This is a genomic window from Rhizobium sp. AP16 (assembly GCF_000281735.1).
GTDB classification, from domain to species: Bacteria; Pseudomonadota; Alphaproteobacteria; order Rhizobiales; family Rhizobiaceae; genus Rhizobium; species Rhizobium rhizogenes.
In genome coordinates this window covers 47,275-59,468 of record NZ_AJVM01000064.1, presented here as the reverse complement: position 1 = coordinate 59,468, position 12,194 = coordinate 47,275, and the positions used below count along the sequence as shown (strand labels likewise).

Below are 12,194 nucleotides of genomic sequence, written 5' to 3'. Positions count from 1 at the left end.
CAGTTCAAAATCAATGATAATCGGGAATGCCGGGCATGGTTCGAAAGCCGTCGATGGCGCGGAAACGACGCAGCCACCAGCGCAGTGCCGGATAGTCGTCGTGACCGACGCCGTAGTCGCGGCTGAGGGCAAAGGACGGGAACAGCGTCAGGTCCGCAAGCGTCGGCCGATCGCCGACGAACCACTCGAAGCCGTCGAAGTGGCGGAGCGTCATATGGTCGTCCATAACGCGGAAAGCCTTGCGAGCGGCGGCGCTGAGGAACGCTTCGTCGCCCGGCGTATCAAAGAGCGATTGCAGGCGCGCGGCAACGGCAGGCGCAAGCGCCGTCGCGGAGAAATGCAGCCACATCGTCGTCAAACCAAAATCCGCGGCATCTTCCGGTAGCCAGCGCCGCGCCGGATCGTAAGCCTTAGCCAGATAGGCGAGGATCGCTTCCGTGCCGTGAAGCACGAGGTCTCCGTCGGTGAGCACCGGCATGGTGCCGAGCGGATTGAGCGCCAGCATGGCCAACTTGCTTTCTTCCTTGCCCGGAAACATGTCGACGGCGATGGTCTTGTATGGGAGGCCGAGCATAGAGAGCAGCAGGCGAACGCGATAGCTCCCCTCGTCCATCTCGTAATTATAGAGCGTGATCTCCGCCATCAGGCGACCTCCGCTATATGCTCAAGATCGAAACGAAGACCCTCGGCCCATTGCGCATAATGCTTCTGCTTGGCTCCGGCATTCACCGCCGGTGATCCAAGAATGACGATGTGAACGGCGGTCTTTTCCGGCGAGACGACCTGAACCGCAACCAGCAACCTGTCGTCGCCAAGCTCCACTGTACCGGCATTCCCGGCGAAATTGCCCACGCCAGCTTTCTCCAGCGCCGCCAAAATATCGTCCGCCCCGCGCTCGACATAGAGGCTGCGTACCGGGGTAACGCCCATCGCCGCGTCGATCTCCGGCAACAAGGCTTCCCGCGCCGTTGTCGCCCAGATGGTCCCGTATCTTTCCTCGGCAAGGTAAGTTGGCACCTTGATCGTCTGCGGCACCTCGAGGCTCGGATGCGCCGGAATGTAGCGACATTGCCCAGCGGTATCGTACTGCCAGCCGTGATAGAGACAGGCGATGTGATCGTCGCGGACGAAGCCGAAACTGAGGCGCATGCCGCGATGCGGACAGCGATCCTCCCAGACATGTGCCTTGCCACTATTGTCGCGCCAGACGACGATCTCGCTGCCCTCGACGACGGCACCCGCCGAGGTCCCCGGCTCGATCGATGCCGACAGGGCGACAGGCACCCATCCCGCTTCCAGTTTCATATGTCACTCCGCTCGATATCGAGAATGATACAGTCATACGGCCCGAGACTGCAGGCCATTTCAAAGGCGTCGACCAGATCTTCCTGCCCTTTGACGGCGAGCGTCGCCGACATCGCATCACAGGCTTCCATCTCGATGTCCAGATCCAGCCGCCGGGCGCGATGCTGCGCAAACTCGATGAAACTGTCGCAGACCATCTGCCCTCGAAAGATAAATCGCGCCCGATCGGTCATGTCGCGGAATGTCCGTTCGCCCTAGCCATGCCTCACCTTGCGCATCAAAAATACTCAGTATGCATAAAAAATATACATGCTTCACTTTTGGGCATTCTAGCCGCCCTCCCCCTAAAAATTCAAGAGACTTCCGAAACGGCCCAACAGATGGCATCGCTCTCGCACGCCGCAACTGGCATAATTGTTGCGTCGATTTCCTCCGGACGCGGTTGGCGTGCCAAACCAAAAGAGGATTTCATGATTGACTTGCGTTCGCTGTCCCGTCGCGGATTTTTGAATATGAGCGCCGCCGGTGCGGCCGCCTTGACGCTGCCTGCCGGCCTTGCCAGCCAGGCGCTCGCAGCGGCATCCTTTCCGGCGATTAAGGAAGAGGATGCGGTCGTCGGCTTCGGCCATGTCGGGCCGATTTCGGATGAAGGCTGGACCTGGGCGCATCACCAGGGCCTGCTCGCGGTCAAGGCCGCTTATCCGAAGCTGAAAAAGATTCTTGAAGTCGAGAATATCCCCTATTCGGCCGACGCGACGCGCACCTATCGCCAGTTTGTCAGCCAGGGCGCCAACATCATCTTCGACACGTCCTCGAACGGTGACTTCCTGCATGCTGTGGTCAAGCAGGCTCCGGAGGTCGCATTCCTCGAATGCGGCGGCCTCGTCAACATGGACAATCTCGGCTGGTATTACCTGGCACACTGGTACCCGACCTATGTCATCGGCGTTGCCGCCGGCCACCTGTCGAAGACCGGCAAGCTCGGCTATGTCGCCTCCTTCCCCGTCTCGTCTGTGTTCGCCTCCACCAACGCCTTCCTGATGGGCGCCCGCTCCGTCAATCCGAATGCAACGCTGCAAACCATCGCCATCAATTCCTGGTTCGACCCGCAGGCCGCAACCCAGGCCGGCACGGCGCTCATCGACAATGGCTGTGACTTCCTGTTCGGCATCATGGACGAAGCTGGCTACCTGCAGGTCGCCGAAAAGCGTGGCGTCTGGGCCGCCATGTGGAACACCGACGTCCGCCGCTATGGCCCGAATTCCTACGTCTCGTCAGTCCTCATCGATTTCAACAAGTTCTACGTCGATCAGGTCGCCAAGCGTCTCGCCGGCACCTGGGCACCCAGCGACACGCTCTTTGCCATGGGCGCCGGCGTCGATCGCGACAAATGGGGCGAGAAGGTTCCGGCCGATGTCGCCGCCGCAGCCGATGCGGTGCGCGAGAAGATCATCGGCGGCTGGTCGCCGTTTGCCGGTGAGATCAAGGATTCGACCGGCAAGGTCCGCGTCGCCGCCGGCCAAGCGATGACCGACAACGATCTCTACAATTGGGATTGGTCGGTCGAAGGTGTCACGGGCCTCAGCGCCTGACCGATATCATTGCCCAACAAGAACCTGGCCGGCGCGTCCGGCCAGAGTTACTCTTCATGACACTCTGGTGCCTTTCCGATGACTGAGACCGCGACACCCTTCTCCGCGCCCCCGGGCACACCGCCTCTGGTGCAGCTCAAGGGCATCGCCAAGTATTTTCCGGGTGTCATCGCCAACGAAGATGTCGATCTCGACGTCTTGCCGGGCGAGATCCACGCGCTCCTCGGCGAAAACGGCGCCGGCAAATCGACCTTGATGAATATCCTGACCGGCATCTATCAACCCGATGCCGGCGAGATCATCATCGACGGCTATGCCAAGCAGTTCGCCACGCCGCTTCAGGCGATTGCCGCCGGCATCGGCATGGTGCATCAGCATTTCAAGCTGGTGCAGGCCTTCACTGTGGCCGAAAACATTCATCTCGGCTGGTCGGAAACGCCGCGCCGCGCCTCGGCCCAGGTGCTGGAAGCGCGCACGGCGGCATTGGCTGCGAAATTCAACCTGCAGACCCGCCCCGGCGCCCGTGTCAGCGATCTCTCCACCGGCGAGCAGCAGCGTGTCGAGATCCTGCGCGTCCTGGCGCGGCAGGCCCGCGTGCTGATCCTGGACGAACCGACTGCCGTGTTGACGCCGGCCGAGGCCCGCGAACTGTTCAAGGCACTGCGGGATTTCGTGGCGCAGGGCAACGCCGTTATCTTCATCAGCCACAAGCTCGATGAAGTTCTGGAGATTTCTGATCGCATCAGCATCCTGCGCGGCGGTCGCAAGATCGTCACGCAGAACACAGCCGACTGCAATCCGCGCATGCTGGCAAAATTGATGGTGGGACGCGACATCGTGCTTGCCGACATGCGGCATCGGGCGGCAGGGGCCGCACCGATCTCGCCCGAGCCGGTGCTCAGCCTCGACAATGTATCCGCCCTGAACGATGCCGGGAATGAAGCCTTGCATGGCGTCTCGCTACAGGTCCATGCGGGTGAGATCCTCGGGATCGCGGGCGTGGCGGGCAATGGCCAGCGCGAACTCAGCCAGGTGCTGGCAGGCATGCGGCCGATCAGCGATGGGCGTATCCTGATCGAGGGCAGACCTGTCGGTCGCAGCAACGCCGCCGCCTTCGTCGAGCGCGGCATCGGTCATATTCCGGAAGACCGCCTGCACAGCGGCCTGGCGCCGGCGCTCAGCATCACCGTCAATGCCGTGATGCGGGAATATAAGCACTCTCCGGTTTCATCCGGCGGCGTTTACCGTCCGGGTGCCGCGACGGCGCTTGCCAAAGAGATCGCGGCGGTCGCGGATGTCACTATCCCAGATTTCGGCATGCCCATCCGCAACCTCTCGGGCGGAAACCAGCAGCGCCTCGTCGCCCGCCGCGAGATGCGTATCGCGAACAAGGTCCTCATCGCCGCCTATCCAAGCCGCGGCCTCGATGTCGGCGCCATCAACACCATGCTGCGCTATATCGTCGAATTGCGCGACGCAGGCACAGGCATCGTGCTGATTTCCGAAGAACTGGAAGAGCTCTTGAACCTCTCGGACCGCATCGCCGTCCTCTACGAAGGCAAGGTCATGGGAATTGTGGAAAACGATAAGGCCGATATCGACCAGATCGGCCTCATGATGGGCGGCCGCGCCCAAGTGCGCGAGGTTGCCTGACATGGCCGCATCCTGGCGTTTCCAGCGCATGCCCTCCGCCTCGCCCGTTATTGCCTTTGGTGCCCGCGTTGCCGCCATTCTTCTGGCTTTGGTCTTTGCCGGCCTTATCCTCGCCGCTACCGGTGCAAACCCGCTGGAGCTTGCCTCGGAAGTGATCGATGCGAGCTTTGGATCCAGCTTCGGTCTTCAGGATCTCGGCGTTCTCCTGATACCGCTGATCTTGACCGGGCTATCGGTTGCGGTCGGCCAGCAGATCGGTGTCTGGAATATCGGCGCCGAGGGGCAATTCTACGCGGGTGCCTTTGGCGCCGCCACGGTTGGCCTCTTCGTGCCAGGGCCGCCGGTCGTGATCCTGCCGCTGATGTTCGTCGCTGGTCTCCTCGGCGGCGCTGTCTGGATCCTCATCCCGACGCTTGCTCGCGCCTATGGCAACGTCAACGAGCTGATCACCACGCTGCTTCTCAACTTCGTCGCCATTCTCCTGGTCTTTTACGTCTCCACCGGCGCCTGGCGCGACCGGATGTCAAACTCAGCGACACGGAGACTGTCAGCCGAAATCCCGGAGCTGTGGGGATCGGTCCATTGGGGGTTCCCGATTGCCATTCTTGCCGCCCTCCTCGTTACGGGCGTGCTGGCCTTTTCGCGTTGGGGTTATGAGGTGCGGCTCGTCGGCTCCAATCCGTCGGCCGCCCACTATGCCGGCATGCCGGCGCGCCGACACCTTATCACCGTCATGTTGCTCTCTGGTGCGATCGCGGGGCTTGCCGGCATGCTGGAAATCGCCGGCACGGTTCATCGGTTGCAAGGCGGTATATCCAACAATTACGGCTACCTCGGCATCATGGTCGCGGTGCTGGCGCGCAACTCCGCCATCGGCGTCATCTTCTCCGCCGCCCTAATGGCCTTCATCCTGAATTCGGGCATCATCCTGCAGACCCAGGGACTGACGACGTCGGCGGTGCTGGCGATTACCGGCCTGATCCTGTTCCTGACGGCGATCGGCGACGAACTCGCCCATTACCGCATCGCCCGCGACAAGGTTTGAAGGGAAAAGATACCATGGAACTTCTAACCGGCCTCCTCACCACAGCCTTCCTCGCCGGCGGGGTATTGGCGCTTGCCGCTCTCGGCGAAGTGCTTGCCGAACGCGTCGGGGTCGTCAATCTCGGCGTCGAAGGCCTGATGGCGATTGGGGCGATAACGGCGATTGCGACGGTCGCAACCTTCCCGTCGCCGGCAATAGGCTTCATCGCCGCGCTGGTAGTCGGCGCGGTCTTCGGCATGCTGTTTGCCGCCGCCACCGTTTTGCTGCGCGCCAATCAGGTGCTCTGTGGCCTGGCGCTGACGCTGATGGGCAACGGCATCGCCTCCAGCATCGGCCGCGCCTATTCCGGCATGCCGGCCCGCGCCACCTTTTCCGGGATCGAGATCCCGTTGCTGAGCGATATCCCCATTCTCGGCAAGGCCTTCTTTTCGCAGAACATCCTCGTCTATCTGATCTACATCATCCTGCCGGTGGCTCTGAGCTACGTCATGTTCCGCACCCGCCACGGTCTCAACCTGCGTGCCGTCGGTGAAAATCCGGCAGCAGCCGACGCCGCCGGCATTCCGGTCAATCTCATTCGCTTTGCCTATGTCACCGCCGGTTCGGCGCTTGCAGCCGGGGCCGGCGCCTACCTGACGCTCGCCTTCGTACCCTCCTGGTCCGACGGCGTCATTGCCGGGCGCGGCTGGATTGCGGTGGCTTTGGTGATTTTTGCCGGCTATCGGCCGATCCCCGCCGTTCTCTCCGGCCTCCTCTTCGGCCTTATCACCGCGCTCGGCTTCGTCGGCCAGGCGCGCGGTTGGCCGATCGCACCTGCCTTCCTGTCCATGCTGCCCTATCTCGGCACCATGGCCTTCATCATCGTGCCGGTTCTTGCCTGGCAGCGCATGCGCCGTATCATGGCCGCACCCGCCGCAATCGGCCTGCCCTATTATCGCGATGTCCGCTAAAGTAGATCGATGGACAAGGAAAAGGAGCGCCGCATGAGCCAATGTTCCGACAAGGCAGCCCTCGACCAGTGGTACGCACTTGAGACCGAAAAGGAGATTCCATTCGGAACATCCGCCAACCGTCTTCTCGGCACCAATCTTACGGTCACGCGCAGCAGCGACGACACGATTGACATCAAAGCCGACGGTCGAGAAGAACCCCTACCGCTGATCAAGCGCTTCGGCCTCGTCTGGACCACGCTCGGCACACCGTCCGGCGGGCTTTTCGATTTGCCGGAAGCCGATGAGCCGGACCGGCGCGTCGTTAATTGCGGTACGGTCTCGGTGCGCGCCTCCGGGCTCAGGATCGTCGAAAACTTCCTCGATCTGGCACATTTCCCCTTCGTCCACACCGATATCCTCGGCGCCGAGCCGCATACCGAGGTGACACAGTACAATGTCGAGATCCGCCGTGATGTCGATGAGGTCTGGGCGACCAATTGCCAATTCTTCCAGCCGCAGGCAGCCCTTTCGGCCAACGAAGGCATCATGACCGACTACATCTATCGCGTCATGACCCCATTCACGACCCTGCTCTACAAGACCTGCCCGAATGCGGCCAACCGCTGGGACGTGATCTGCCTGTTCGTACAACCGCTCGATCCGGACCGCTGCCGCGCCCATCCGGTGATGTTCCTGATCGACGACGTCTCGACGACGACGGAGTTGGTGCATTTCCAGCAGCTCATTTTCCTGCAGGACCGCATCATTCTTGAGAACCAGCGCCCCGTGCTGCTACCACTGGAGCCACGCGCCGAAATCCCGACGCGGGCTGACGCCACCTCGATTGCCTATCGCCGTTGGCTGAAGGAGAAGGGTATCACCTACGGCACGACGATCATGGCCGCCTGAAAGAGAGTGCAATGGATTTACGCGGCAAGACGCTGAGCGCATCGGGTTTTCACTCGCCAGAGCGCGGTACCATCGATGTTCTGGACGACGTGTTGATCGAGATCGATGCCGACGGCGCAATCGCCGCCGTTCATCGCCACGGCGATCCAAATTACCGGACCATTCGCGATGCCCGCGAAGCATCCGGCGAGCTCGTGACACTGCCGGCTGATTCTTATATCCTGCCCGGCTTCGTCGATCTGCATGTGCACGCGCCGCAATATCCGCAGCTCGGCGATGCGCTCGACGTGCCGCTGGAAGTCTGGCTGCAGAAATACACCTTCCCGCTGGAGGCTCGTTATCAGGACGTCGCCTTCGCACGCCGAGTCTATGGCCTTCTGGTCGAAGACCTGCTTGCCAACGGCACCACAACCGCCCTCTATTTCGCCACCATCCATCAGGAAGCGACGCGGGTGCTGGTCGATACCTGCCTCGAAAAAGGCCAACGCGCCTTGATCGGCAAGGTGGCGATGGACAATGCCGAGGAATGCCCGAACTATTATCGCGACCTGTCGCCTAGGGAGGCACTCGACGGCACGCGGGCGTTGATCGATTACGTACGTGGCCATCCGGACAATCATGAAGGGCGCGTGCTCCCCGTCGTCACGCCGCGCTTCATCCCCTCCTGCACCAATGCGACGCTCGAAGGTCTCGGTGCCATCGCCAAAGAATGCGGCTGCCATGTGCAGACCCATTGTTCGGAGAGCGATTGGGCGCATGGCTATGTGCTCGCCCGCCACGGCATGACGGATACGGACAGCCTCGATCGCTTCGGCCTGCTCGGCCGAAAGACCGTGCTGGCGCATGCGAATTTCCTGACGGCTAAGGACATGGAGACTGTCAAGGCGCGAGAGGCGGCGATTGCCCATTGCCCGCTGTCGAATGCCTATTTCGCCAATGCCGTCTTTCCCTTGCGCGCCGCGCTCGAAAAGGGACTGCATGTCGGTCTCGGTACGGATATTTCCGGCGGCCCGAGCGCGTCGATGCTCGAAAACGCGCGCGGCGCGATCCTCGTCTCGCGGATGCTGCAAAGCGGCGTCGACCCGAACCTGCCTCCTGCCGCGCGCTCGACCTTCGGTCCGGCACAGATCGATTTCCGCGACGCCTTCTATATCACCACATCAGGTGGCGGCATCGCGCTTGATCTGCCCGTCGGACAGTTCGCACCCGGCTATCAGTTCGACGCCGTGCTCATCGATACCGAAGCCGATAAAGGCACCGTCCGGCTATTCGAAGACCGCGATCAGGGTGAAGGCATCCTGCAAAAGATCATCTACACCGCATCGAAGCCAAACCTTGCCGCCACCTGGGTCGGCGGCCGCAAGGTTTAGAGAGACACTAAAGTTATGCGGCCTTGGTGATACGCACCGGCAGCGATTTATAGGATGGTGTGCCGCTTTGCTTGTCCTGATAGTCGATCGGGATTAGGCAATTCGCCTCCGGATAATAGGCGGCGACAGAGCCACGGGCGATATCGTAGGAAATCGCCGTCAGCTTCATCTGCCGCTTGCCGCCGGAGGGCAACGCCGTCGAGATCTCGACGAGGTCGCCATGCTCCAGGCCGTTTGCCGCCAGATCCCCATCATTCATGAACAGCACGTCGCGGCGGCCGAAGACGCCGCGATAACGATCGTCGAGGCCATAGATCGTCGTATTGTACTGGTCATGACTGCGAATGGTCGCGAGCTTCAGGACGCTCGCGTCGGCAAGCTCCTTATCCTCGTTGAGACCCGGAAACAGCAGGAACTCGGCCTTGCCCGATGGCGTCTTCCAGATGCGTTCGGTCGGCCCGATCGGCAGGCGGAAGCCACCGGGTACGCGAATGCGCTCGTTGTAGCGCTCAAAATCGGGGAAGACGATTTCGATCTTGTCGCGGATGCGGTCGTAGTCATCGACCAGATGCATCCACTCGACCTTGCTGTTGGGCAATGTCGCCTGCGCCATGGCGGCAACGATCGCCGGCTCGGACCGCAACTGATCCGAGGCCGGCTTCAACTTGCCGCGCGAGGCATGCACCATCGACATGGAATCTTCGATCGTCACCGATTGCGGGCCGGACGCCTGGATGTCCACCTCCGTGCGGCCGAGCACCGGCAGGATGATCGATTCCTTGCCGATCAGCAGGTTCGAGCGATTGAGCTTGGTGTTCATGTGGACGGCGAGATCAAGCTTGCGCATGGCTTCGGCGCAAAGCTCCGGATCGGGGAGCGCGATCGCGAGATTGCCGCCGAGGCTCAGCAGCACCTTCGACCGTCCCTCCGCCATTGCCTGCATCCCGGCAACCGCGTCATGCCCGTGATGTTCCGGCGGCTTGAAGCCGAAAGCGCGCTCGATGCCGGCCAGCAATGCTGCATTGGGCTTTTCAGTGATCCCGACCGTCCGGTCACCCTGAACGTTGGAATGGCCACGCAGCGGGCATATGCCGGCGCCGGGCTTGCCGAAATTGCCGCGCAGCAGCAGCAGATTGGCGATCTGCTGCACATTGTAGGTGCCCTTGGCGTGCTGGGTAATGCCCATGCCGTAGGGAATGATTGTCGCCTTGGATTTGACGTAGGCGTCGGCAACCCGTTCGAGATCGGCGCGCGTCAGGCCGGAAACCCGCTCGATATCGGCCCATTCCGTCTGCTGGAGATCGGCGGCGAGCGCTTCGAAGCCGTTGGTGTGCTGGTCGATGAAGGCACGATCGATCGCATCCGGCTGCGTCTCCGCCAACACCAGCACCGCCTTCATGATGCCCTTGAGCGCCGCCGCATCACCGCCGATCTTCACCTGATAATAGGAGGAAGCGATCCGCGTTGAACTGAAGGTCCCCATCTCGACCGGGCTTTGCGGATCGGCGAAGCGCTCGAGCGCCCGCTCCTTCAGCGGATTGAAGACGATGATCGGCACGCCGCGCTTCGAACACTCATGCAGCGTCCCCATCATGCGCGGATGGTTGGTGCCGGGATTGTGGCCCATCGAGATGATCAGGTCGCAATGGTCGAAATCGTCGAGCGATACCGTGCCCTTGCCGATGCCGATCGCATGCGGCAGGCCGGTGCTCGTCGCCTCGTGGCACATGTTGGAGCAATCGGGGAAGTTGTTGGTGCCGTATTCGCGCGCGTAGAGCTGGAACAGGAAGGCGGCTTCGTTGGAAGCACGGCCGGAGGTGTAGAATTCCACCATGTCCGGATCGGGCATGGTGCGCATGACTTCGCCGATCCGGGCAAAGGCGGCCTCCCATTCGATCGGCTTGTAGGTGTCCGTCGCGCTGTCGTAGACCAGCGGGTGCGTCAAACGACCGGCGTTCTCCAGATCATAGTCGCTCCACTGGAGCAGCTCGCTCACTGTATGCTCGGCAAAGAATTCAGGCGTCACGCGCTTGTTCGTCGCTTCCCAGGTCACGGCCTTGGCGCCGTTTTCGCAGAACTGGAAGGTCGATGTATGCTCTTTATCGGGCCAGGCGCAGCCGGGGCAATCGAAGCCATCCGGCTTGTTGGTGCGAAACAGCAGCAGCGGCGCTTCGGTTACATCCATCTGCTCGCGAACGGCTTTCGCAGTGGCTTTCAGCGCACCCCAGCCACCGGCGGGGCCGCTGTAGGGACGGATACCCGGGACTTCACGTTTCTGCACCATAGCTCGCTCCTTCAACTGTCTTCCAAGACTCCCTCCCCGAGCCCGGATGATTGACGAATATTCTTCGGACGTTAGCGAGTAAAGTGCAATAGATCGCTCTCTTGCCGGCGCGACAAAAAAGAGGCTCGGGCGGTTGAAATTCAGTTCTTGAACACCAGACAGCTGCCGCCCTGTTGGCGGATTTGAGCGCAAACCTGTTCCGCTTCAGCGCGCGTTTCCCGGCCGATGCGGGCGGCGTAGCGGACGCGAAAACCGAAGCTGCCATTGCGCTGGCGCACGATGAGCGGCTTCTCCTTGTTGAGCGGCGCGGAAAGCTTGCTGATATCCTGCGAAAAGAGGCGGCGGGCGGCGGCGGGCTGAAAATGCTCGGCAAGCTGTACGCCCCAGGGCGCCCAGGGGCGTTCCTGCTGCAATGCAACCTGCTTCAGCCGGCGCGTGCCGGCAAGCGCCATGCAGGCCTCCAGAAAGGGTTTGCCCTTGTCGAGTTCCGGTGCTGCGATCTCAGGCGGATCATCCTTCCATTGCTCGACCGTATAGGCGGTAATCGCCGCCACGTAGCTGCGCGTCTCATAGGGAAGGCTGCCGGAATTGAGAAAATTCGCCAGACCATTTTCGCCGGCATTATAGGCAGCGGCCGCAAACCCCAGATTGCCGAAACGGCCACGCAATTCATCGAGATAGACGGCCGCTTTGCCCAGCGCTTCCAAGAGATCGTAGCTGTCGCGAACGCCGCGCAATCTCGCCGTTCCCGGCATGAACTGAGCAATGCCCTGTGCGCCCTTCGGGCTGATGGCGTCGGGCCGAAACATACTCTCGCGCCAGATCAGCCGGGCAAGATAGTCCGGCGGAAGCTTATTGGCCTGGGCGAAATAGTCGATCGCCTCACAGAGATCGCGATTGTAGCTTTCCTTGCGGATGCAGAGCGTTTCGCCGCTGTCGGTGATGAACGGTCCGGAGATGCAGGATGGCGGCGCCACGCTCCATTCAGGCTGAGCCCTTGCGGAAACAACGGCAGACATCAGGACGCCGAACGCAACAACGAAGCCTATGGTCTTTCCGACAAAGCCGGGCCGAAGCTGTCTGCCTGCCATTCGTGCGAAACCC

The 12,194-nt window shown here is 61.6% G+C and carries 11 protein-coding genes; 6 read left to right on the top strand and 5 right to left on the bottom strand.

What is annotated here, in order from left to right:
• Positions 1 to 10 precede the first annotated feature (10 nt).
• The 3 genes from PMI03_RS17930 to PMI03_RS17920 are packed head-to-tail and all read right to left on the bottom strand — an operon-like array spanning position 11 to position 1,538.
• Complete coding sequence (locus PMI03_RS17930) at positions 11 to 643, bottom strand: glutathione S-transferase family protein (protein ID WP_007695935.1); 633 nt, start codon at positions 641 to 643, stop codon at positions 11 to 13.
• The gene (locus PMI03_RS17925) at positions 643 to 1,305 is read right to left on the bottom strand and encodes a Rieske (2Fe-2S) protein (protein ID WP_007695934.1); all 663 of its coding nucleotides are present in this window, start codon (positions 1,303 to 1,305) and stop codon (positions 643 to 645) included. The genes PMI03_RS17930 and PMI03_RS17925 overlap by 1 nt, the downstream gene beginning before the upstream one ends.
• Positions 1,302 to 1,538: a hypothetical protein gene (locus tag PMI03_RS17920; RefSeq protein WP_229202649.1), complete on the bottom strand. Its 237-nt coding sequence runs from the start codon at positions 1,536 to 1,538 to the stop codon at positions 1,302 to 1,304. The genes PMI03_RS17925 and PMI03_RS17920 overlap by 4 nt, the downstream gene beginning before the upstream one ends.
• Positions 1,539 to 1,775: 237 nt before the next feature.
• Between PMI03_RS17920 and PMI03_RS17915 the strand changes: the two genes are divergently transcribed.
• From PMI03_RS17915 to guaD, 6 genes are all read left to right on the top strand, one after another.
• Positions 1,776 to 2,897 (top strand): BMP family ABC transporter substrate-binding protein, encoded by a 1,122-nt coding sequence (locus tag PMI03_RS17915; protein ID WP_007695931.1) that lies wholly within the window; start codon positions 1,776 to 1,778, stop codon positions 2,895 to 2,897.
• A 78-nt stretch (positions 2,898 to 2,975) separates the two neighbouring features.
• Complete coding sequence (locus PMI03_RS17910) at positions 2,976 to 4,550, top strand: ABC transporter ATP-binding protein (protein WP_007695930.1); 1,575 nt, start codon at positions 2,976 to 2,978, stop codon at positions 4,548 to 4,550.
• Between the two features lies 1 nt (position 4,551).
• On the top strand, positions 4,552 to 5,595 hold the full coding sequence (locus PMI03_RS17905; RefSeq protein ID WP_007695929.1) for an ABC transporter permease: 1,044 nt from the start codon (positions 4,552 to 4,554) through the stop codon (positions 5,593 to 5,595).
• 14 nt (positions 5,596 to 5,609) lie between these two features.
• Positions 5,610 to 6,545, top strand: a complete 936-nt coding sequence (locus tag PMI03_RS17900; RefSeq protein ID WP_007695927.1) for an ABC transporter permease — start codon at positions 5,610 to 5,612, stop codon at positions 6,543 to 6,545.
• A gap of 33 nt (positions 6,546 to 6,578) precedes the next feature.
• Positions 6,579 to 7,436 carry an aromatic ring-hydroxylating dioxygenase subunit alpha gene (locus PMI03_RS17895; RefSeq protein WP_007695924.1) on the top strand — a complete coding sequence of 286 codons (858 nt, stop codon included), beginning with the start codon at positions 6,579 to 6,581 and terminating at the stop codon, positions 7,434 to 7,436.
• An 11-nt stretch (positions 7,437 to 7,447) separates the two neighbouring features.
• Positions 7,448 to 8,806 (top strand): guanine deaminase, encoded by a 1,359-nt coding sequence (guaD, locus tag PMI03_RS17890; protein WP_007695921.1) that lies wholly within the window; start codon positions 7,448 to 7,450, stop codon positions 8,804 to 8,806.
• Between the two features lie 13 nt (positions 8,807 to 8,819).
• Here guaD and PMI03_RS17885 read toward each other — a convergent pair whose 3' ends face one another.
• Both PMI03_RS17885 and PMI03_RS17880 read right to left on the bottom strand, forming a co-directional pair.
• Complete coding sequence (locus tag PMI03_RS17885; RefSeq protein ID WP_007695919.1) at positions 8,820 to 11,090, bottom strand: FdhF/YdeP family oxidoreductase; 2,271 nt, start codon at positions 11,088 to 11,090, stop codon at positions 8,820 to 8,822.
• 140 nt (positions 11,091 to 11,230) lie between these two features.
• Positions 11,231 to 12,181, bottom strand: a complete 951-nt coding sequence (locus PMI03_RS17880; protein ID WP_007695917.1) for a lytic transglycosylase domain-containing protein — start codon at positions 12,179 to 12,181, stop codon at positions 11,231 to 11,233.
• Between the last annotated feature and the right edge of the window lie 13 nt (positions 12,182 to 12,194).